We start from the raw sequence: 20,907 nt of genomic DNA, 5'->3' as shown, positions 1-20,907 counted from the left end.
TCATGGCCGAAGTGATTGACGGAAAGATCGTCGCCGCAGACGTGGTTCAGAAGGTCAAGGCCTTGACCGAGGACCTGGTCGCCAAGGGAAAGGCCCAGCCCGGCTTGGCGGTGGTCATCGTCGGCGAGGATCCGGCAAGCCAGGTCTATGTCGCGTCGAAGTCGCGCACCGCCAAGGAATGCGGCTTTCATTCGCTGCAGCACACACTGCCGGCCGACACGTCCGAAGCGGCACTGCTGAAGATCATCGGCGAACTCAACGCCGATCCGGCCATCAACGGCATTCTGGTGCAGCTGCCGCTTCCCGCCCATATCGATGCCGGCAAGATCATCCAGGCCATCGCGCCACAAAAGGATGTCGACGGCTTTCATTTCATCAATGTCGGCAAGCTCGGCACCGGCGAACTCGAAACAGCCTTCGTGCCCTGCACGCCGGCTGGCTCCATGCTTTTGATCGAACGCGTGCGCGGCAAGGATCTTTCCGGCCTCAACGCGGTCGTCGTCGGCCGCTCCAACATCGTCGGCAAGCCGATGGCAAATCTGTTGCTTGCCGCCAACTGCACCGTCACCATTGCCCACAGCCGCACCAAGGATCTGCCGGCGCTGGCCCGCACAGCCGACATTCTGGTTGCCGCCGTCGGCCGGCCCGAAATGATCAAGGGCGACTGGGTCAAACCCGGCGCCACCGTGATCGATGTCGGGATTAACCGCATTGCCGCACCCGAGAAGGGCGAAGGCAAAACCCGCCTCGTCGGCGATGTAGCCTATGCCGAAGCGGCCAAGGCCGCCGGCGCCATCACCCCCGTGCCCGGCGGTGTCGGACCGATGACCATTGCCATGCTGATGGCCAATACGTTAGCCTCAGCCTACCTTGCGGCCGGCTTGAAGCGGCCTTCCTTCTGACCCAGAAAGCAGCTTCTTTGCCGAACCTTACTGTACCCTCTGAACGGCCGGTCGTGGATGATCCCGTTCAAGGGGGCCGGCAATTCGCGTTCCTGCTGGTCGACAAGTTTTCGATGTTTTCGCTGGCAGCGGCGATCGATACCTTCCGCTCGGCCAACCGCCTGCTCGGCCGCGATTTCTATGGCTGGACGACGGTCTCGGCCGACGGCGATCCCGTCATGGCCTCCAACGGCCTGCCGCTCAAGATCGACTATGCCGTCGCCGATTTGCCGCCCGTCGATATCCTATTCGTGTCGGTGGGCCTGTCGGTCGAGTTCCCCGGCAAGAGCAAGGTGCTGGCGGCGCTGCGCAGCTGGGGCCGGCGCGGCAATGCGCTCGGCGCGTTGTCGGTCGGCTCTTACCTCCTGGCCGAAGCCGGCCAGCTCGAAGGCTATCGCTGCACCATTCATTGGGAAAACCGGGCCGGCTTCGTCGAGCGCTTTCCCGACATCAACTGCACCGGCAACGTCTTCGAGATCGACCGCAAGCGCTACACCTGCGCCGGTGGCACGACCTCGATCGACCTGATGCTGGAGATCGTGCGTGGCGACTTCGGCTCGAACCTCGCCAACGGCGTTGCCAACCAGTTCCAGCATGAGCGCATCCGCTCCGCCGGCGACCGCCAGCGCGTCGGGCCGGAGCGCGACCTGACCGGCAAGTCGGAGAAGCTAAGGCGCATCGTCGAACTGATGGCCGACCATCTCGACGAGCCGCTATCAGCCGTGCAGCTTGCCAAATCGGCGGGCCTGTCGGTGCGCCAGGTCGAGCGCTTGTTCCTGCGCCATTTGAGCGTCACGCCCGGTCGTTACTACATGCGGCTCAGGCTTGAGCGGGCGCGCGAACTGCTGCGCCAGACAAACATGCCGATCCTCGACGTGGCCATCGCCACCGGCTTCACCTCGCATTCCTATTTTGCCCAGAGCTACCGGCTGCAGTTCGGCCGTCCGCCTTCCGAAGAGCGGCGCACCACGTACTGACGCGGTGCTGAGCCGGCCTCGGAACAGGCCTCGGCCGGCGCCGATCCTGTTACACGGCAACCGTTCGTGACCCGCTCCGGGGCTTGTGCCCGGACGCGCCGTCAAATAGCTTCCGGCGCGGATCAGAGGGCGGTCTCAAGGAGATTTCCATGGCGGGACTTTTGCGGAGCATCGCTGCGGCGCTGCTCCTTTTGTCGATGACTTCGCTCGGCTTTGCCGCCAACAAGGTCATCATCATTCTTGACGCTTCGGGCTCGATGTGGGCCCAGATCGACGGCAAGCCGAAGCTCGAGATCGCGCGCGAATCGCTGAGGACCGTGCTGCAGTCGGTCCCGGGCGACGACGAGATCGGCTTCATGGCCTATGGCCACCGCGAAAAGGGCAGCTGCGACGACATCGAACTGATCGTGCCGCCGCAAGCCGGCTCGGCTAGCGCCATTTCGGCCGCTGCCGACAGCCTGAAATTCCTCGGCAAGACGCCGCTGACCGCAGCCGTCAAGCAGGCGGCCGAAGCTCTGAAATACACCGAGGACAAGGCGACCGTGGTTCTCATCACCGATGGGCTTGAAACCTGCGAAGGTGACCCGTGCGCGCTGGGCAAGGAACTGGAGGCCTCAGGCGTCGATTTCACCGTCGACGTCGTCGGCTTCGGCCTGACCGCTGACGAGGGCAAGCAGATTGCCTGTCTCGCCGACAACACCGGCGGCAAATATATCCAGGCCTCGGACGAGAAGGCGCTGCAGGAAGCACTGATCGAAACCGTCGCCGCGCCGGCTCCGGCGCCGGCACCCGAACCCGCTCCGGCGCCTGCCCCTGAACCGGCAAAGCCCGAATTCAATTTCATCCCGAGCGTGGTCATGGCGGAAGGCGGCGATCCGATCACCGACGGCAATGCCTGGGAGGTCTACAAGGCCAAGGCCGATGGCACGCGCGGCGACAACGTCACCACCGAATACGGCGCCTACAAGGGCAATCTGGAGCCGGGCGACTACATCATCGTCGCGCGCGACGGGGAGGCCAAGTCCGAACAAAAGCTCAAGGTCGAGGCAAGCCAGATCTACAAGCCGCTCTTCACCCTGAATGCCGGCACGCTCATCATTCATCCGCGACCAAGCGTGGGGGCGGATGTTGTCGATGGCGCGGCTGTCGTGATCGACTATCCGAGCGCCGATAACCCCGCGACCTACTATGGCACCACCAAGGTGGTGTTGCCGGCCGGCGACGAGAAAGTGACTGTCACCATCGGCCAGGGCGTGGCTACCGAGACGATTCCGCTCGCTGCCGGCAAGACGGTCGAAAAGGACATCATCGTCGGCGTCGGGCATGTCGTGGCCAACGCCTACTATGTTGCCGGCGGCGACAAGGCCGATGGTTCAGGCATTGGCTTCAAGGTCTTCAAGGCGAAAAAGAAGATCGACGGGACCAGGGAAGAGGTGACCTACTCCTATGGCCCTGACAGCAAGTTCGATCTGCCGGCCGATGACTATGTGTTGATTGCGACGGTCGACCTCGCCGTCGTCGAGCAGCCGTTCACCGTCAAGGTCGGCGAATTCCAGGATGTGAAGGTCGCCATGAACGCCGGCGTGCTGGCAATCACCGCGCCCGGCGCTTCAAAGATCGAGATTTTCGAGGCTAAGAAAGACATCAACGGCAATCGCAAGTCGCTTGGCTACGCTTACGACCAGAAGTATCAGGCGGCGATAGCGACCGGCGATTATGTGGTCGTTTCGGAGAAGTCGGACAACAGCTCGAAGGAAGGCACCGTAACAGTCAAGGCCGGCGAGCGAGCCGAGCTCACGGTGCAATAGGATCGTATGGACGAACGCAAAAAAGGGCGGCCACGAGTCGCCCTTTTTCATGGATAGGGCAATCTGGTCAGGCTGCTCCGAAAGCACTGGCGCCATGGTCGGCGCGGCCGACCAGCTGGCGGAAACCGGCGAACAGCTCGCGGCCGAAACCGAACTCGTTGCCGATGAGATCGATGTCGGCCGTGCGGCGCAGCGCGAGCTCGGGCCCCGGCACCAGCACTTCCAGCGTGCCGGCATCGGCGTCGAGCCGGATGATGTCGCCGTCATGGATCCTGGCGATCGGCCCTTCCTCGACCGCTTCCGGCGTCACATGGATCGCCGCCGGCACCTTGCCGGAAGCGCCAGACATGCGCCCGTCCGTGACCAGCGCGACGCGCTGGCCGCGATCCTGCAGGATGCCGAGCACGGTGGTCAGCTTGTGCAGTTCCGGCATGCCGTTGGCCTTCGGGCCCTGGAAGCGGATCACGGCAATGAAGTCGCCGGTCAGCGTGCCGGCCTTGAAGGCTTCGTTGAGGCCTTGCTGGCTGTCGAACACCTTGGCCGGCGCCTCGATGACGCGGCGTTCCGGCTTCACGGCGGACGTCTTGATGACGGCATGGCCGAGGTTGCCCGCAAGCACCTTCAGGCCGCCGGTCGGCTGGAAGGCTTTCTTGAACGGTGCCAGCACCTTCTCGTCGCCGCTCTGCAGCGGCGAGGCTTCACGCACGACGCTGCCGTCTTCCCCGAGCCGGGCCTCGACCGCATAGGGCCGCAGGCCTTCGCCCCATACCGTCTGCACATCCTCATGCAGGATGCCTTCGTCGAGCAATTCGCGGATCAGGAAGCCGAGCCCGCCGGCGGCATCGAAATGGTTCACGTCGGCAAGCCCGTTCGGATAGACGCGCGCGAGAAGCGGCACCGCTTCCGACAGGTCGGAAATGTCCTGCCAGGTAAGCGTGATGCCGGCCGCCGCGGCCATGGCGATGAGATGGATGGTGTGGTTGGTAGAGCCGCCGGTGGCGTGCAGGCCGACGACGCCATTGACGAAAGAGCGCTCGTCGATCATGCGGCCTACCGGCGTGTAGGCGTTGCCGAGCGCGGTGATCGCCAGGGCTCGCCTGGTCGCCTCGCGCGTCAGCGCGTCGCGCAGCGGCGTGCCTGGATTGACGAAGGACGCGCCGGGCGTATGCAGGCCCATGATCTCCATCAGCATCTGGTTGGAATTGGCGGTGCCGTAGAAGGTGCAGGTGCCCGGCCCGTGATAGGATTTGGACTCCGCTTCGAGCAGTTCTGCTCGTCCGGCCTTGCCCTCGGCATAGAGTTGGCGAACCTTGGCCTTCTCGTCATTGGGCAGGCCCGTCGTCATTGGCCCGGCCGGCACGAACACCGCCGGCAGATGGCCGAAGGTGAGAGCCGCGATCACAAGCCCCGGTACGATCTTGTCGCAGACGCCGAGATAGACGGCGGCGTCGAACATGTTGTGCGACAGGCCGATCGCCGCGGACATGGCGATCACGTCGCGCGAAAACAGCGAGAGCTCCATGCCGGGCTGTCCCTGGGTCACGCCATCGCACATGGCCGGCACGCCGCCGGCCACTTGCGCGATCCCGCCGACTTCGCGCGCGGCATCCTTGATCAGCGCCGGGAAGGTTTCGAAGGGCTGATGCGCCGACAGCATGTCATTGTAGGAGGTAATGATGCCGAGGTTCGGCACCTTGTCGGCGCCGAGCGCCAGCTTTTCAGACGGGCTGCAGACGGCAAAGCCATGCGCGAGGTTGCCGCAAGACAGAACCCCCCGGTTGGCGGCGCGGCTGGAGGCCTCGGCGATGCGGCCGAGATAGCGCTCGCGGCCGGCTTTCGAGCGTTGGCGGATGCGTTCCGTGATGGCTTCGATGTCGCGTCTGGCTGTCATGGTCGGTCCTTTCGAGCCCCGGAAGAACGTCCTCCACCGTCTGCCGGGACTGCTTTGCGTGAAATCAGGGTGCCCAGAACACCTCTACCGGGATGGGTGCCGCTTCGAGCACTTTGCGGATGGGCTTTTTCGCACCCGGTCCCATCGCACCGTCGAAGGCGGTGCGCTTGTCCTCGCCTTCTATATGCAGCGCGATGAAGCCGGCGTCGACGATCCGCGCCAGCGGCAGCGTCAACCGGGGTTCGCCGGCGCTTGCCGCGTGAACCGGCAGCACGATCCTTGATGAGGCCGGGTCGAGCAAATCGCCGAGATTCTTGGCGTCGGGAAAGAACGAGGCGGTGTGGCCGTCGCCGCCCATGCCGAGCACGACGACATCGAGGGGCCAGGGCAGAGCCTTCAGCGCCGCATCGTCGGCCGCCGCGGCGGTCTCGATGCTTGCCGCCTCATGGTAGAGCGGCACGAAGTGCGCGGCAGCCGCCTTGTTCTGCAGCAGGTTGGCCGCGACCAGCCCCGCATTCGAGCGCGGCGAGGAGGCCGGCACGAACCGTTCGTCGACCAGCGTCACCGTCACCTTGTTCCAGGCGATCGGAATGGCCGAAAGTGCTGCAAAGAACTTTGCCGGCGTGGTGCCGCCGGAAACGGCAAGCAGGGCCGTGCCGCGCTCGTCGATGGCCTTGGTCAGGCGCGCCGCGACATTGCCGGCAAGGGCTGCCGCCAGGTCCTGGCGCCCGGCAAAGCCGTTCCAGTTATAGACGGGCTCGCTCAATTGCTTTCGTGCCATGTCCGCCCGTCGCGTTCGATCAGCGCAATCGAGGCCGAGGGACCCCATGTGCCGGCCGTATAGCCTTGCGCCTCCTGCCTGGCGCTTTCCCAGGCGTTCTGGATCGGGTCGATCCACTTCCATGCCGCCTCGACCTCGTCGCGGCGCATGAACAGCGTCTGGTTGCCGCGGATAACATCCATGATCAGCCGTTCATAGGCGTCCGGCGCGCGACCGTCGAAAGATGTTGCAAAGCTCATGTCGAGCGGAATCTGGCGCAGCCGCATGCCGCCCGGGCCTGGATCCTTGATCATGATGAACTGCTTGACGCCTTCGTCGGGCTGCAGCCGGATCACCAGTTGGTTGGCTGAGATCGGCCCGGCGCTGTCGCCGAAGATCGAATGCGGGATCGGCTTGAACTCGATGACGATTTCCGAAACGCGGGTCGCCAGCCTTTTGCCGGTCCGGAGATAGAACGGCACGCCGGCCCAGCGCCAATTGCCGATCTCGGCCTTGATGGCGACGAAAGTCTCGGTGGAGCTGTCTTTGCCGAGTTCCTCGACATAGCCTTTCACCGCGCCGCCTGCAGAGGCGCCGGCGCGGTATTGGCCGCGCACGGTGTGCTTGGGTGCCTCATTGCCGTTGATGCGCTTCAGCGCCCGCAGCACCTTCAGCTTCTCGTCGCGCACGGCATCGGCATCCATCGACGATGGCGCTTCCATGGCAACCAGGCAGAGCAGCTGCAGCATGTGGTTCTGCACCATGTCGCGCAGCGCGCCGGCCTTGTCGTAGTAGGTGACGCGGTCTTCAAGACCGACGGTCTCGGCCACCGTGATCTGCACATGGTCGATATGGGCAGAATTCCAAAGCGGCTCATAGAGCGCGTTGGCAAAGCGCAGCGCCATCAGATTCTGCACCGTCTCCTTTCCGAGATAGTGGTCGATGCGGAAGATCTGGCTTTCGTGGAAGTCGTCTCCAACCACGTCGTTGAGCTTGCGCGCCGAATCGAGGTCGCGGCCGATCGGCTTCTCCAGCACGATGCGCGAATTCGGCGTGATGAGATTGTGGGCTTTCAGCTGGTGCGAGATGTCGCCGAACAGCGCCGGCGCAACCGCCAGATAGAAAGCGCGAATGCGGTCGCTTTCGCCGATCGCCTTTTTCAGCTTGTCGAAGCCGGCACCCGTCGTCGCGTCGGCCGATACGTAGGACAGCCGGGCAAGAAATGTCTTGAGTTCCTCGGCGTCGATGTCGGCCGGCTTAACATGCTGGGAAATCGCCTGCTTGGCGAAAGCCTGGAATTCCTCGTCGCTCATCTTGGAGCGCGAGGTGCCGATGATGCGGGTCGGCTCGGAAAACTGGTGGTCGCGCTGGCGGTGGTAGAGCGAGGGCAGCAGCTTGCGTTCCGACAGGTCGCCGGTGCCACCGAAAATGATGAAGTCGAAAGGCTCGACGGGAATGATCTGGCTGGTCATGGTCTGTCCGCTTTGACGCCGCTCGCTGTGACGCGGCTGGATATAATCTAATCGATTTAAATTATCCAGTGCCATGGTGTCACATCAAGGACAAATCACTGCATATTGATTCGGTCCAAATGTGCCTTGACACTGGCTTGCACCCGGAGGCCTTTCGTCAAGCGATGGTCCCGGGGCTTTCGCGCCTGCAACATAAAGCGGGAATGTGACGAAAGCTAATGCGTGTCGCCCAGAAGTGCGAAGCGGTTCTGGGAGACAGACACGCATCAAACAAAAAGGAAAATGCGCTTGCGAGGTGGGTCTTCAATGAGCGGAAAAAGCATGCGTCTGGAAAACAAGGTTGCCGTCATCACGGGTGCTGCGTCAGGTTTCGGCGAAGGCATGGCCAGGCGCTTTGCCGAAGAGGGCGCCAAGGTCGTCGTCGCCGACCTCAACGCCAAGGGCGCGAAGCGCGTTGCAGCAGAGATCGGCCAGGCCGCGATCTGGACCCAGACCGACGTTTCGCAGCGTTCCGAATTCGACGAGATGGTCCATGCCGCAGAAAGCGCCTTCGGCCGCATCGATATCATGGTCAACAATGCCGGCTACACCCATCGCAATGGCGACATGCTCGAGGTCGACGAGGCGACCTTCGACCTGATCACTTCAGTCAACATGAAGGCGATCTATCACGCCGCACTTGCCGTGGTGCCGATCATGGAGCGGCAGGGCGGCGGCGTCATCCTGACCACGGCTTCGACCGCCGGTTTGCGGCCGCGTCCGGGGCTCACCTGGTACAATGCCTCGAAGGGCTGGGCGATCACCGCGACCAAGTCGATGGCGGTCGAACTCGCGCCCAAGAACATCCGCGTGAACTGCCTTTGCCCGGTCGCCGGCGAGACCGGCATGCTGGAGAAATTCATGGGCACTGACACGCCCGAGATCCGCGAGAAATTCCGTGCCTCGATACCGCTCGGCCGTCTGTCGACGCCGCTCGATATCGCCAACGCTGCGCTTTGGCTTGCGTCGGACGAAGCCGCCTTCATCACCGGTGTGGCGCTGGAGGTCGACGGCGGCCGCTGCATTTGAGCAATTCGGGAAGTACCTCGCTGTTCGCAATGCATGGCAGGCAGAGCCACATCGGCAAGAGTTCGCATCGGTGCGCCGGCCAGCCGAGGAACGAACAGTTGACGTCGTCACGCCGGACCCCCGTTTGACTTCTCGATCCCCCAAAAGGCATAACGGGATCGTGGATAGTGTTGGCGGGTGATGAAGATCAGGCAGCAGAAAAGTCGCTACGATCTGGGATGGCGGCTGCGGCTTTACCTGGCCACGCGTGCGCGGGCACAAAGCAAGGCGATTTTCATCGGCATTACCGGAAGCTCCGGCAAGACCACGGCGGGAAGCCTGCTTGGACACATCCTGGCCGGTCATGGTTCGGTCCACACACAGGTTCTGGCCAACACTATGAAACTGTTGGTCTCGACCCTATCCAGGCGAATGGGAAAGGGCGGCAAAACCGACTACGTCGTCTTCGAGGCTGCTGCATTCGGCCCGGATACAATGAAGCCCATGGCCGAGTTGCTTCGCCCCGACGTGGCTGTTGTCACAATGGTCCGGCTGGAGCATCGGGCCAGTTTCAAGACTGTGGAAAACGTCGCTCGAGAAAAGAGCGCCCTAGTCGCGGCGCTGGAGCCGGGCGGCTTCGCGATGCTCAATGCCGATGACCCTCTTGTGATGGGCATGGCCTCGGCGAGCTATTGCCGTTCCGTCACATTCGGCACATCGGAGCAGGCGGATTATCGCGTCAGCGATATCGAGGCAGCCTATCCCAAGCCGTTGCGGTTCTCGCTCCACTGGCGCGGCGGTGTGCTCGATATCGAGACGTCGTTCCCCGGCCAGCATTTCTGGCTGCCGACGTCAGCGGCGGTTGCAACCGCTCTTGAACTGGGCGTGCCTGCGCAGATGGTCAAGGACAGAACCGCGACGTTCCAGCCTCTGGAAAATCGCGGCCAGGTGCTCGTCCCCGCGGGCGGCCCCCACTTCATCGTGGATGCCGCAAAGGCGCCCTGGCATTCGCTGAGCCTTGCCTTCGACATGGTAGCCGGATCGACATTCGGGCGAAAACGAATCGTTCTTGGCCAGCTATCGGATTTTTCAGGCTCGAATAACAGATATGCCCAAGCCTACAGCAGCGCGCGCGAGATTGCAGACCAGGTGATTTATGCCGGCGATCATGCCCATCGCTCCAAGGCGAACCAGGCAGATCGCGACAGCGGCCGCTTCATCGAATTGCGCACGGCCAGGGAAGTGTCGGACTACATCGCCCAAACCGCGCAGCCTGACGAGTTGATCCTGCTCAAGAGCTCGTCCAATCTGCACCTCGAGCGTGTCGCTCTTGCCTGGACCCACGACGTCCAGTGCTGGGTTTCGGTATGCGGCAAGACCGAGGGATGCGAGCAATGCGGCCTCTATGAAGTGCCGTTTGAGCAGCACCGTGAGTTTGTGGCGCAGAGAAAATCGAAGCGCCGCAAGCACAGACTGCTGCGGCTCCTCGGCCGCTAGAATCTTTGGCCGAAGCACGCCAGCGCCCGTTTGACTCTGGAACTTGGCACGACGCATATTAGGCTGGGCTAAAAGCTGGCGGGGTGTGAAACTGGAATTGCTGAAAATTCGCAAGGACTTGGGCTGGGCGCTGCGACGGCTGCAGGCGCGCTGGGTGCGGGCGCGTAACAAGGCGACGTTCATCGGCATTACCGGCAGCTCCGGCAAATCCACATCCACCAGCCTGCTTGCACACATACTGGCCGCCCAAGGCAAGGTGCATCTACAGGCCCAGGCCAATACAATGCCTGCGCTCATCCGAACGCTTTACAAGCGCCTGAGGAAGGCCGGCAAAGTCGATTACGTCGTTTTCGAAGCCGGCGCTTCCGACTTCGGCACGATCAGCGCCATGGCGCAGATGCTGAAGCCGAGTGTGGCGGTGGTTACGATGATCCGTCTGGAGCATTTCGGCAAGTTCAAGACTCTGGAAGCTGTGGCGGGAGAGAAGCGGGCGCTGGTCGGGGCACTCCAACCCGATGGACTTGCGGTTCTCAATTGCGATGACCCACTGGTGATCGGCATGGCGTCTGGCGCGAAATGCCGGATTGCGACCTTCGGCCAGTCCGGCGAGGCAGACTACCGCGTGAGCGACGTGCATGCCGCGTATCCGGAATTGCTGCGGTTCACCCTTCATTGGCGCGGTGGCAGCCTGAATATTCAAGCGCCTTTTCCCGGCGAGCAATTCTGGCTGCCGACTGCAGCGGCTGTTGCCGCCGCCTTGGAACTTGGCGTCCCGCCAGAGCAAGTCGTAGCGAGAACGGCATCGTTTGCACCACTGCCCAACCGCTCTACGGTGCAAGAGGTATCCGCGGGTCCGAAATTCCTGGTCGATACGGCCAAAGCGCCCTGGCATTCGCTCAACATTGCCCTGGAGATGATTGCAAAGGCCAAGGGTGCTCGCAAGCGCATTGTGCTGGGGCAGATATCGGACTACGCCGGCTCGTCGAGGAAATACGGCGCCGCCTACAACATCGCGCGCGAAATCGCCGATGAGGTCATTTATACCGGCGACAATGCGCATCGCTCTCGCGCCAGCCAGGCCGACCGCGACAGCGGCCGTTTCATTGAGCTTCGCACTGCCAAGGAAGTTTCGGATCATATCAAACGGACGGCAGTCCCAGGAGAACTGATTCTGCTGAAAAGTTCGTCCAACCTTCATCTGGAAAGGATCGCGCTCGCCTGGACACACGACGTCAAATGCTGGGTCCCGATATGCCGCAAGTCGGAAAGCTGCCAAATGTGCGGCCTCTATGAGGTGCCGTTCGAGGAACAGCGGGATTTCCTGGCGAAGCGCAAACTTGCTCGCAGGAGACACCGTTTCAGGTGGTTGCTCGGCGGCTGACCAGATCTGGCGGCTTGCGTCTCAAGCCCCGGTCTTGATGTAGCTCTTGTAGATCCAGCCGCGCTTGCCGTTGTAGACGATCTGGCACCATTTCTTGCAACTTACCACCTGCACCGACGACTTGGCGGGCACGGTCCCCATGGCGGCGGCGTTTTTCTGCGGACCGCTGCGCATTGTCACCGTCCTGAGGATGCGTCCGGTGCCGGCGGCAGCAGCCACCTTCTGTGGCTTGGCCTTGGCCTGGGTATCGTTCGTTGCGGCGGAAGATTGCTCGTCTGGAAGTTGCGGTTTTGGCGTCGGTATGGCGGCGGTTTCCGCGTCGTCGTCATTGGCGGGAGCAGCGACCTTTGACAACTGCGTCGTGGCGTCGCCCTGGGCCGCCGGTTCTTCGAATGCCGCGGCATCGGACGGTTTGGCGGCAGCGTGCTCGGCAGGCGCCTGATCGGATGGCGTCGCGGCAGGGTCGCTGTTGGATTGCGCCGCAGTCCAGCGCGGATCGTTGGCCGACAGCGGCGGCATCGCAGCCCCACCCACAGCGACCGTCGATGAAACCGCGTCGCCCTTGCGCGCGGCTTGTGGCGCCGCTACCGCGGTAGCCGTCGCCGCGACCGGGGCAATCTTGGTCGTCTTGACCGGAAAAGTCGGAACGTTCTGCTGTGTGCTGGCGATCGCTTGCCGGTCGTTGGCCGGCAATGCCAGCCAAAGGGCTATGCCCGCCACACCAAGCAGCGCTGCGGTGCCGACCGCGGCGATCACCAGATGCGAATTCGTGCGCACCCCCTGCCAGAAGGAGGGCCGCATGTCATAACCGAATTGCATGGCGAAGCGCCGACGTTCCGGCGCGCCGAAACTGAAGGGCTCGTTCACTCTTGCCACCTCCAAAAGATGAGCCGGTGTTCTTTCGATCGGCGCCGGCAGCCCGGCATTCGATCGGCATCGGTCCCAACAACAAAGCGGGCAGGCCCGCAGAAATCCCCGTTCAATCGCCCAGAACCGGCATCCTTTGCCCTTGATTGTGGCATCAGTGCGCCCTCAGGGGAATTGTGCGCTCTTGTTAAGGATTCTGCAACGTCTCGCTGCGGCAACCAACAGCTCAATAGAATCAGCTCAGTACCAGCCACGGCTGATATGAGATACTTTCCCTATATTCTGTCCCTCAGGGCAAACCAGTTCAGTGCCAAGAACAATAATGGCGTTCTAAATCGCCGGCCGCCGGGGAAAGCCGGGATGTTCAGGTCCTCGATCAGCTTCAGTCTGTCGCGGTTGCCGGCGACGGTCTGGGCATAGAGCTTGCCGAAGAAGTTCGACAGCATCACGCCGTGGCCGGAATAGCCTCCGGCCGAGATCACATTGGGCATCACCTCGCGCACGAACGGTTTCCTGGGCATGGTGATGCCGACATAGCCGCCCCAGCCATGGGTGATCTCGACATCGCTCAGTTCCGGATAAAGCTCGGCTATTTGCCGGCGGATATGGACATGGATGTCCTTCGGATCGTTGACGCCATAGACCTCGCGCCCGCCGAACAGCAGCCTTCCATCCCTGGATTTGCGGAAATAACGCACGACGAAACGCGAATCGTCGACCGCCTCGCCGCCCGGCAGCACTTTCGAATCGACGCCCAGCGGCACCGTCGCGCCGATGAAGGAACCGATGGGCATGATGTGCGCGGCACTCACCGGCTCGAGCGTGCCGCCATAGGCATTTACACCGATCAGGCATTTCTGGGCGGTGATGGTTCCTCTCGAAGTCGTCACCCTGACCTTGCCGCCGCTGGAGGTAACACCGGTCGATAGTGTCTGCTCGAACAGGTGCGCGCCGGCCGCTGCCGCGACCTTTGCCGTGCCGATCACCAGCTTCATCGGGTGGATGTGTCCGGTGCCGGTGTCGCGGGTGCCGCCGAAGTAGCGTGTGGAGCCCAGCCGTTCGGCCGTTTCCCTGGCATCCATGAAGGCGATGTGCGGATAATTGAAGCGGCCCGCCATGATCTCGGCATGCGCCTTGTAGTCGTCGAGATAACGCGGCTTGTGCGCCACGGACAACTGGCCGGGCATATAGTCGATGTCGATCTGGTTGACGGCGGCGAATTCGAGCAGGTGCGCTTTCGCCTCCTCGGCAAGGTCGAACAGCGCCTTGGCGCGGGAGAAGCCGTATTCGGCCTCCATCTCTTCGGCCCAGGCGCGCTGGCCCGTGCCGAGCTGGCCGCCATTGCGCCCTGAAGCGCCGTCGCCGAAGCGATGCGCCTCGATCAGAACGACGTCGGCTCCCGCCTTCGCCAAATGAGCGGCCGCCGACAGCCCGGTGAAGCCACCGCCGACGACGACGACGTCGCAGCTGCGGTCGCCCTCCAGGGCAGGGTACTCAGGGCGTGGTCCGGCTGTGTCTTCGTACCAGGAGCGACCGGGGGAGGTAGGTGATTGGTAAGGCATGGGGACACCAGCCAATGGTGAATGGTGAATGGTGAATGGTGAATGGCTGCGAGACGCACGACGTCTGCGCTCATCCATCCAATATGAAACTACTCACCATTCACTATTCACCATTCACACGACGAAGTCGCCGCTCACACGTTGAGCAACAGATACTCCCGCTCCCACGGGCTGATCACTTCCATGAAGGTCTCGAACTCCGCCCGCTTGATCGCTGCATAGGTTGCGGCGAAGGACTTGCCCAGAAGAGCGCATAGTTCCTCGTCGCCTTCGAAAAGATCGACGGCTTCGAGCAGGCCGCGTGGCAGGTCGATCTCATCGGCGTTTGCGGTGGTCAGCACCGGAGGCTCGGCCTTGATCTTGTTGGTGATGCCGATCAGCCCGCAGGCAAGTGAGGCCGCCAGCGCCAGATAGGGGTTGGCGTCGGAAGACGGGATGCGGTTTTCGACACGCCGCGCCGCCGGGTCCGAGCGCGGCACGCGGAACGCCGTGGTGCGGTTGTCATAGCCCCATTTGTTGTTGACCGGCGCCGAGGCCGACTGCGTCAGCCGGCGGTAGGAATTGACGTAAGGGGCAAACATCACCAGCGCGTTCGGCACATGCTTCTGCATGCCGCCGATGAAATGGAAGAAGTCGTCGGTTTCCGAGCCGTCCTTCGCCGAAAAGATATTCAGCCCGGTCTTCTTGTCGATGATCGACTGGTGGATGTGCATGGCAGAACCTGGCTGGCCCTGGATCGGCTTGGCCATGAAGGTGGCATAGATCTCATGCTTCAGCGCTGCCTCGCGGATGGTGCGTTTGAACATGAACACCTGGTCGGCGAGCTCGACCGGATCGCCGTGACGCAGATTGATCTCGAGCTGGCCGGCGCCTTCCTCGTGGATCAGCGTGTCGATCTCCAGGCCCTGGCTTTCGGAGAAATGGTAGATGTCGTCGATCAGTTCGTCGAACTCGTTGACGCCGGCGATCGAATAGCCGGCGCCGCCGCCGATTGCCCGTCCGGAACGCCCGACGGGTGGGGTCAGCGGATAATCCGGGTCGGGGTTCTTGCGCACCAGATAGAATTCGATCTCGGGCGCCACCACCGGCTTCAGCCCGCGCTTGTCATAGGCTGCTACCACGCGCTTCAGGACGTTGCGCGGCGTGAACTCGACCGAACGGCCATCCTGATGGACGAGGTCGCAGATGACGGCGGCCGTCGGGTCTTCTTCCCACGGCACGACGGTCAACGTCGACAGATCCGGCATCAGCTTTAGGTCGCCATCATCCTCCGGATAGTGGAAACCGTTGCCATCCTCGGGATAGCCGCCCGAAATCGTCGTCATGAACACTGCCGATGGCAGCGCCAGCGAGGTGTTGGAAGTGAATTTCTTCGAAGGCATCATCTTGCCGCGCGCGACGCCAGCCTGATCAGGCGTGATGCATTCTATGTCTTCGATGCCGCGCCATTCCAGCCAAGCGCTGACTTCCTTCCAGTTCTTCACGCCGCGTTGATTTTTCACGAAGGCAGGCGTTCGGACGCGTCCTCCGCGGGTCGACGGACGGACTTCCTTTTTCGCAGGCGGCATCATTCACCAGTTTGGGTTGCGGATTTGGGAGTATAGCCGTTGCCGGTGATGGAAGGGAAGGGGAGCCGGCCCGATAGGTGCGGCAACGAGGCTGAACGGCCTATGTCAGACGGCCTTGCCGGGCGGCGCATTTGCGCCCAGCCATCTGCGCAAGGCACCGGCATAGCGCCTGCGCCATCCGCTTTGCGGCGCGGTCAGGAACCAGGATTGGCTGAGGTTCCAGCTGTCTGCGCACAGATCCCTGAGCCTTGTGTTGATGATGCCTTTGCCGGATAGCGGATAGACCGAGAATTCGGAAAAGAAGATCGCGCCTTCGATTTCGTAGAAATCGCATCGCATGTGATCGAACGGCGCGGTCAGCCGCTCGGCGATGGCAAGCATGCGCGGGAAGGATGCCGGCAGGTCGATCCGGACCCACTGGGGGCCGCTGCCTGGCGGTGGCGGCGCGTAGGTTCCGTCACGGTCGAAATGACATTTCTGTTCGTTGCCGTGCTCATCCCGACGCGCGGCATAGACATAGGCCGTCGTCCCGTTAGACACGTGGAATTTGTACTCCAAAGCAACGGGCTGACCGTCCTCGAGGAGCATCTCTTCCACGAGGATGCGCCTGCTGGCGTGCTTGTAGCCCCATTCGCCGAGCTTCCTGCCGTAGCGGTGGCGCATCCAGCGTGCCGTACGCCGGCGCAGCCTAGCTCTGTCTACCTCACCGTTGCGGACCATCATGTTCCAGCGGCAGCCATGATTGGCCTTCACCATGACATTGCCGGTGAGCAGCTCCGCCGGAAGTTCTGCCGCGTCATATCCGGACCACAGAACCGCAGCGGTCTTGAGTTCTGGACAGGTGGACAGAGCGTAGGCTTTCGAGGCGAGCTTGTCGCAAGCCGTGGTGAAGAAGGGATTGTGGTCGAAAATCTTGCGCCACAGGAACTTGTCTGCATAGGAAGCGGGCCTTGCCGGATCGGGCAGCACGCCGCTATGATTGAAGGTGCGGGCGCAAATCATCGGATGGCGGACAAGGCACCATGCCTGTACCAGGGTAAGCAGCACGCGGTCGCTCATCCGCAGCCCTGGCATGATCAGCTTGCTGGCCTGGGAACACTCCCGCGTGCAACGAACACGTCCCGCGTCATATTTCGATGGATGCTCGTGCGGCCGGTAACCGCAAGCCGGGGATCAAGCGTTCTTTCTACGCTTTCCGCCCACAGCCTGCCAAGCGAGACCGGCTCCCACAAGACGATCTGCACACCTTGAGGCGCGGTATCGGCTATGCGAGAAACCACCGCTGCCTTGGGCGATACCATGCTGGCGACGTAAACGACCTGCGCCTCGCCATAGTCATAGTCGCGGCCGTCGCAAAGCTCGGCCCGCATCCGCACATAGCCGAGCTTGGCCGCAAGCCTGTTTGCCGTTTCGACCGCTTCAGGCACAATATCGAGACCGATGATTTCGGGGACGACAGTCTGGTCGTGTATGCGGAACATCGTAAACGGACGCCCTCCGCAGCCGACCATGACAGCGCGGCAGCAGCTGCCGAAATCGACGTGATCGAAGACTTCGTTCAGGCGATTATACGCATCCCTGGATGACAGCACGCCGATGCTTGTTTTTCCCGCTGCGATCTGCCCGAAGGATGCCGGACCGCTCAGATCCTGATCCAGCATGTGCCTGATCTCGGCGGTATCTTGCTCCTGCACCATCTTGCCGAATGCGGCGGTCAGCGCCGGTCGGTACGAAAGGATCTCCGGGTAGTTTTCAAGCAACGCCTCGCCGGTATCGTGTCCCATGGCGATGCCAAGATCTCGGATGGCATTTATGAGTTCAGTCGGAGTACGCCCTGGCAAGGAGCCCACAATTTGCTCCAGTTCACGCTTCCAGGCGCCCAATTCCGGCATTGCTTCCCACCATTCCCTTGCCGTAGCTAGCAGTGTGCGGCGACAACGTCTACATCATTGCCTTCACTTGAACGGGACAGTCGACCATGCCCCTGACCACTATCGGCTTCGACGCCGACGATACCCTATGGCAGAACGAACAGTTCTTCCGCCTGACCGAGAAGCATTTTGCAACCCTGCTCGCCGACCATGGCGAGGCCGAGCACATTTCGGCACGGCTGCTGGAGGCCGAGAAGCGCAACCTTGCCGTCTACGGCTTCGGCATCAAGGGCTTTACCTTGTCGATGATCGAAACGGCGATAGAAGTGACCGAGGGCCGTGTGCCGGCCTCGACGATCGCCGAAATCCTTGCCGCCGGCCGGGACATGCTCGGCCATCCTGTCGAGGCGCTGCCGCATGCGCGCGAGACAGTCGAAAAGCTCGCCGGCGCCTACCATCTGGTGCTGATCACCAAGGGCGATCTGTTCGACCAGGAGCGCAAGCTGGCGGCGTCCGGCCTTGGCGACCTGTTCGATGCCGTCGAGATCGTCAGCGACAAGAGCGCCGCCACCTATGCCAGGATCTTTGGCCGTCACGGCAGCCCGCAGACCAGCATGATGGTCGGCAATTCGCTCAAGTCGGACGTGGTGCCGGCCATCGAGGCCGGCAGCTGGGGTGTGTATGTGCCGCACGAGCTGACCTGGGTGCTCGAACACGTCGAGCCGCCGGTCGAGGCACCGCGTTTTCGTCAGCTTGTAGATCTTGGCGAACTGCCGGCTTTGATCGAGAGCATCGGCAAGGAAGGCTGACCGCCCGCACGCGTTCGGGCGGATTGCGATCAGCCGCGCCCGAGACTGATCAGCCGGTCGACCACCGGCTGCAGCCTTTCGGTGGTGATCGGCTTGGTTACCACCACATCGACCACGCTCGACAGACCCAGGCTGTCGGGCGTGCCGGTCTTGGTTGAAAGCAGGATCACCTTGGGGAGCGACCGCCCAGATGTCCGCCGCAAGGCGTCGATGGCCGCAATCAGCGCGCGGCAGTCCTCGTTGTCGGGGCCGCCATCGAGAACGACGGCGCCCGGAATGAGGGTTCGCAATGTCTTGGCCGCCATTTCGGGCGACTCGGAGATCGGCTTCAGTCCGGACTTCTCGACGATCTTCGACACCACCACCCGGTTGATCGGCGATTTTCCAACGACCAGCACGTGGGAGAAATCCGTTGATATCTCGGAGTTCGCATCCCTGCTTGACGAATTCAGATGTTTGGCGGTGTCGGTCTCGCGGTTCACAGGGCACATGGGCGGGGCGGGCACTCGGCGCTGCTTCAATGCAGGGTTGAAATCCGAGAGCCAATTGGCGTGAGATCGCCCGCCATGTCAAGCTGAAATGACGGACCTGCGAAATATAGCCGGAAATATTAAAACCCGGAGACAAGGTCTGTTTTCGAACTGTAGTTAAGTTTACGCTCAAAAGCGAAAGTCACCCGCGCTGAAAACCCGCGGGTGACGTTGAAATCGGCCAGTGAGCGGCGGGGCCCATAGGTTCCACAAGCACAAAGCTTCCGTTAGGGAAGATCAGCCGTGACTCTTCTGCGTGACGATCACCGGGATCAGCAGGTCGCCCCAATTGCCGTCGCCGCCATGATGCCGGGCCGAGCGCACCAGTTCCACCGAGACGCCGGCCTCCACTGCCTTCATCACCGATTGATTGAGCCGGTGCAGGTCGTTGGCCAGCATGCGGATGGTCGCCTGTTGGTCGACACTCATCGTGGTGGACTGCTCTTCTGCACGTTCCTTGACGCGGCTTATGGATGCCATTTTCTTCTCCCTTGCCCTTCGGGCGTTTCCTCTGTTGGTTATGTCGATCGGTTCATTCCGCTGCCGGCTTGAACTGGGCGTGCTCAGTCGATTCATGCATGGCGGCGGTCGAGGACTGGCCGCCGCTGATCGCCATTGAGACGGCGTCGAAATAGCCGGTGCCGACCTCGCGCTGGTGCTTGGTCGCGGTGTAGCCGTGGACTTCGGCCGCGAACTCGGCTTCCTGCAGCTCGGAATAGGCGGCCATCTGCCGCGCCTTGTAGCCGCGGGCCAGCTCGAACATGCCGAAGTTGAGCTGGTGGAACCCGGCCAACGTGATGAACTGGAACTTGTAGCCCATGGCGCCGAGCTCGCGCTGGAACTTGGCGATCGTCGCGTCGTCGAGGTTCTTCTTCCAGTTGAACGACGGCGAGCAATTATAGGCGAGCAGCTTGCCCGGATGATGCCTGCGCACGCCTTCGGCGAATTTCTTGGCCTGCGCCAGATCGGGCTTGGATGTTTCGCACCAGATCAGGTCGGCATGCGGCGCATAGGCAACGGCGCGCGCGATGCACGGTTCGATGCCGTTCCTGACCTGGTAGAAGCCTTCAGCCGTGCGGCCGGCATCGTAGTCGACGAAAGGCTGGTCGCGCTCGTCAATGTCGGAGGTCAGAAGCTTTGCCGCTTCCGCATCGGTGCGTGCCACGACTAGCGTCGGCGTGCCCATCACGTCGGCCGCCAGACGCGCCGCGTTGAGGTTGCGGATATGCGCGGCGGTCGGGATCAGCACTTTGCCGCCGAGATGGCCGCACTTCTTCTCAGAGGCCAGCTGGTCCTCATAGTGGACGCCGGCAGCGCCCGCCTCGATGAACGCCTTCATGATCTCGAAGGCGTTGAGCGGTCCGCCGAAGCCGGCCTCGGCATCGGCGACGATCGGCGCGAACCATGTGTCGACCGACAGGCCGTTGCCTTCCGAGGTCTCGATCTGATCGGCGCGCTGCAGCGTGCGGTTGATGCGCTTGACCAGTTCGGGAGCCGCATTGGCGGGATAGAGCGACTGGTCCGGATACATGGCCGACGCGGTGTTGGCGTCGGCGGCGACCTGCCAGCCCGAGAGATAGATTGCCTTCAGCCCGGCACGCACCTGCTGCATCGCCTGGTTGCCCGACATGGCGCCGAGTGCATTGACGAAGTCTTCCTCGTGGATGAGCTTCCACAGCCGGTTGGCGCCCATTTCGGCAAGACTCTGGCGTATCTGGACCGACCCGCGCAGCCGCTTCACATCGTCCGGCGAATAGGCTCGTTCGATGCTGTCGAAGCGGCCTTCGGGCGCGGATGGGACAAGATTGTAAAAATCAGTCATTGGTCACTCCAGATCAATCGATGCCAGTGTCTTGAAACGCCGCGCCCTGGGATAGTGTGCGTCGTCTGTGTGTGACATCATTTACATTGCGCCGCGACGAGAGC

General features: G+C 62.4%; 18 protein-coding genes. 7 read left to right on the top strand and 11 right to left on the bottom strand.

The window, feature by feature from the left end:
- The first annotated feature begins 2 nt into the window (after positions 1-2).
- The 3 genes from folD (at position 3) to NKI05_RS18180 (ending at position 3,726) form a co-directional block, all read left to right on the top strand.
- Positions 3-902, top strand: coding sequence for a bifunctional methylenetetrahydrofolate dehydrogenase/methenyltetrahydrofolate cyclohydrolase FolD (gene folD, locus NKI05_RS18190; RefSeq protein WP_023669302.1), 900 nt, complete (start codon positions 3-5; stop codon positions 900-902).
- 17 nt (positions 903-919) lie between these two features.
- On the top strand, positions 920-1,918 hold the full coding sequence (locus NKI05_RS18185; protein WP_032891834.1) for a GlxA family transcriptional regulator: 999 nt from the start codon (positions 920-922) through the stop codon (positions 1,916-1,918).
- Positions 1,919-2,067: 149 nt separating this feature from the next.
- Positions 2,068-3,726: a vWA domain-containing protein gene (locus tag NKI05_RS18180; protein WP_352460417.1), complete on the top strand. Its 1,659-nt coding sequence runs from the start codon at positions 2,068-2,070 to the stop codon at positions 3,724-3,726.
- Between the two features lie 67 nt (positions 3,727-3,793).
- On the opposite strand, the gene edd is transcribed toward NKI05_RS18180, so the two are convergent.
- The 3 genes from edd to zwf all read right to left on the bottom strand — a co-directional run bounded on the left by edd (position 3,794) and on the right by zwf (position 7,849).
- Entirely contained in the window at positions 3,794-5,617 is a 1,824-nt protein-coding gene (gene edd / locus NKI05_RS18175; protein ID WP_023815092.1) for a phosphogluconate dehydratase, read from the bottom strand.
- A 64-nt stretch (positions 5,618-5,681) separates the two neighbouring features.
- The gene (gene pgl / locus NKI05_RS18170; protein ID WP_023727769.1) at positions 5,682-6,398 is read right to left on the bottom strand and encodes a 6-phosphogluconolactonase; all 717 of its coding nucleotides are present in this window, start codon (positions 6,396-6,398) and stop codon (positions 5,682-5,684) included.
- Complete coding sequence (gene zwf / locus NKI05_RS18165) at positions 6,380-7,849, bottom strand: glucose-6-phosphate dehydrogenase (protein WP_023669307.1); 1,470 nt, start codon at positions 7,847-7,849, stop codon at positions 6,380-6,382. The genes pgl and zwf overlap by 19 nt, the downstream gene beginning before the upstream one ends.
- Before the next feature lie 321 nt (positions 7,850-8,170).
- On the opposite strand from zwf, the gene NKI05_RS18160 reads away from it, so the two are divergent.
- The 3 genes from NKI05_RS18160 to NKI05_RS18150 all read left to right on the top strand — a co-directional run bounded on the left by NKI05_RS18160 (position 8,171) and on the right by NKI05_RS18150 (position 11,774).
- Entirely contained in the window at positions 8,171-8,917 is a 747-nt protein-coding gene (locus tag NKI05_RS18160; protein ID WP_031205266.1) for an SDR family oxidoreductase, read from the top strand.
- A gap of 180 nt (positions 8,918-9,097) precedes the next feature.
- Complete coding sequence (locus tag NKI05_RS18155) at positions 9,098-10,393, top strand: Mur ligase family protein (protein WP_023815093.1); 1,296 nt, start codon at positions 9,098-9,100, stop codon at positions 10,391-10,393.
- 85 nt (positions 10,394-10,478) lie between these two features.
- Entirely contained in the window at positions 10,479-11,774 is a 1,296-nt protein-coding gene (locus NKI05_RS18150) for a Mur ligase family protein (RefSeq protein WP_023697307.1), read from the top strand.
- Positions 11,775-11,795: 21 nt separating this feature from the next.
- Here NKI05_RS18150 and NKI05_RS18145 read toward each other — a convergent pair whose 3' ends face one another.
- The 5 genes from NKI05_RS18145 to NKI05_RS18125 all read right to left on the bottom strand — a co-directional run bounded on the left by NKI05_RS18145 (position 11,796) and on the right by NKI05_RS18125 (position 17,663).
- Positions 11,796-12,641: an SH3 domain-containing protein gene (locus NKI05_RS18145; protein ID WP_023815094.1), complete on the bottom strand. Its 846-nt coding sequence runs from the start codon at positions 12,639-12,641 to the stop codon at positions 11,796-11,798.
- Positions 12,642-12,916: 275 nt separating this feature from the next.
- Positions 12,917-14,203, bottom strand: coding sequence for an NAD(P)/FAD-dependent oxidoreductase (locus NKI05_RS18140; RefSeq protein ID WP_023815095.1), 1,287 nt, complete (start codon positions 14,201-14,203; stop codon positions 12,917-12,919).
- 134 nt (positions 14,204-14,337) lie between these two features.
- Positions 14,338-15,774 carry a glutamine synthetase family protein gene (locus tag NKI05_RS18135; RefSeq protein ID WP_023669313.1) on the bottom strand — a complete coding sequence of 479 codons (1,437 nt, stop codon included), beginning with the start codon at positions 15,772-15,774 and terminating at the stop codon, positions 14,338-14,340.
- Positions 15,775-15,876: 102 nt separating this feature from the next.
- A complete protein-coding gene (locus NKI05_RS18130; RefSeq protein WP_050588078.1) occupies positions 15,877-16,845 on the bottom strand; it encodes an ATP-grasp fold amidoligase family protein in 969 nt (322 codons plus the stop codon).
- 2 nt (positions 16,846-16,847) lie between these two features.
- Entirely contained in the window at positions 16,848-17,663 is an 816-nt protein-coding gene (locus tag NKI05_RS18125) for a class I SAM-dependent methyltransferase (protein WP_155923548.1), read from the bottom strand.
- An 86-nt stretch (positions 17,664-17,749) separates the two neighbouring features.
- Between NKI05_RS18125 and NKI05_RS18120 the strand changes: the two genes are divergently transcribed.
- The gene (locus tag NKI05_RS18120) at positions 17,750-18,451 is read left to right on the top strand and encodes an HAD family hydrolase (protein ID WP_031196692.1); all 702 of its coding nucleotides are present in this window, start codon (positions 17,750-17,752) and stop codon (positions 18,449-18,451) included.
- A 29-nt stretch (positions 18,452-18,480) separates the two neighbouring features.
- Here the strand turns inward: NKI05_RS18120 and NKI05_RS18115 are convergent, their stop codons facing one another.
- The 3 genes from NKI05_RS18115 to aceA all read right to left on the bottom strand — a co-directional run bounded on the left by NKI05_RS18115 (position 18,481) and on the right by aceA (position 20,803).
- Positions 18,481-18,942: a response regulator gene (locus NKI05_RS18115; RefSeq protein WP_023751977.1), complete on the bottom strand. Its 462-nt coding sequence runs from the start codon at positions 18,940-18,942 to the stop codon at positions 18,481-18,483.
- 276 nt (positions 18,943-19,218) lie between these two features.
- Positions 19,219-19,461 carry an SMc00767 family acetate metabolism repressor gene (locus tag NKI05_RS18110; protein WP_023669318.1) on the bottom strand — a complete coding sequence of 81 codons (243 nt, stop codon included), beginning with the start codon at positions 19,459-19,461 and terminating at the stop codon, positions 19,219-19,221.
- Positions 19,462-19,513: 52 nt separating this feature from the next.
- Entirely contained in the window at positions 19,514-20,803 is a 1,290-nt protein-coding gene (aceA, locus tag NKI05_RS18105) for an isocitrate lyase (RefSeq protein WP_023806622.1), read from the bottom strand.
- Positions 20,804-20,907 lie beyond the last annotated feature (104 nt).

This window comes from Mesorhizobium sp. M0771, assembly GCF_040320155.1.
In the GTDB taxonomy this organism is placed as follows: Bacteria; Pseudomonadota; Alphaproteobacteria; order Rhizobiales; family Rhizobiaceae; genus Mesorhizobium.
The sequence above is the reverse complement of the archived record's forward strand: the minus strand, read 5'-3'. Positions and strand labels throughout refer to the sequence as shown.

Bases quoted from the DNA above. Each gene is read 5' to 3' on its own strand.
- NKI05_RS18125 (WP_155923548.1), bottom strand. From the start codon at position 17,663: ATGCCGGAATTGGGCGCCTGGAAGCGTGAACTGGAGCAAATTGTGGGC.
- aceA (WP_023806622.1), bottom strand. From the start codon at position 20,803: ATGACTGATTTTTACAATCTTGTCCCATCCGCGCCCGAAGGCCGCTTC.
- NKI05_RS18160 (WP_031205266.1), top strand. From the start codon at position 8,171: ATGCGTCTGGAAAACAAGGTTGCCGTCATCACGGGTGCTGCGTCAGGT.
- NKI05_RS18120 (WP_031196692.1), top strand. From the start codon at position 17,750: ATGCCCCTGACCACTATCGGCTTCGACGCCGACGATACCCTATGGCAG.
- pgl (WP_023727769.1), bottom strand. From the start codon at position 6,398: ATGGCACGAAAGCAATTGAGCGAGCCCGTCTATAACTGGAACGGCTTT.
- NKI05_RS18180 (WP_352460417.1), top strand. From the start codon at position 2,068: ATGGCGGGACTTTTGCGGAGCATCGCTGCGGCGCTGCTCCTTTTGTCG.
- NKI05_RS18115 (WP_023751977.1), bottom strand. From the start codon at position 18,942: ATGTGCCCTGTGAACCGCGAGACCGACACCGCCAAACATCTGAATTCG.
- NKI05_RS18135 (WP_023669313.1), bottom strand. From the start codon at position 15,774: ATGATGCCGCCTGCGAAAAAGGAAGTCCGTCCGTCGACCCGCGGAGGA.
- zwf (WP_023669307.1), bottom strand. From the start codon at position 7,849: ATGACCAGCCAGATCATTCCCGTCGAGCCTTTCGACTTCATCATTTTC.
- edd (WP_023815092.1), bottom strand. From the start codon at position 5,617: ATGACAGCCAGACGCGACATCGAAGCCATCACGGAACGCATCCGCCAA.
- folD (WP_023669302.1), top strand. From the start codon at position 3: ATGGCCGAAGTGATTGACGGAAAGATCGTCGCCGCAGACGTGGTTCAG.
- NKI05_RS18155 (WP_023815093.1), top strand. From the start codon at position 9,098: ATGAAGATCAGGCAGCAGAAAAGTCGCTACGATCTGGGATGGCGGCTG.
- NKI05_RS18140 (WP_023815095.1), bottom strand. From the start codon at position 14,203: ATGCCTTACCAATCACCTACCTCCCCCGGTCGCTCCTGGTACGAAGAC.
- NKI05_RS18130 (WP_050588078.1), bottom strand. From the start codon at position 16,845: ATGCCAGGGCTGCGGATGAGCGACCGCGTGCTGCTTACCCTGGTACAG.
- NKI05_RS18110 (WP_023669318.1), bottom strand. From the start codon at position 19,461: ATGGCATCCATAAGCCGCGTCAAGGAACGTGCAGAAGAGCAGTCCACC.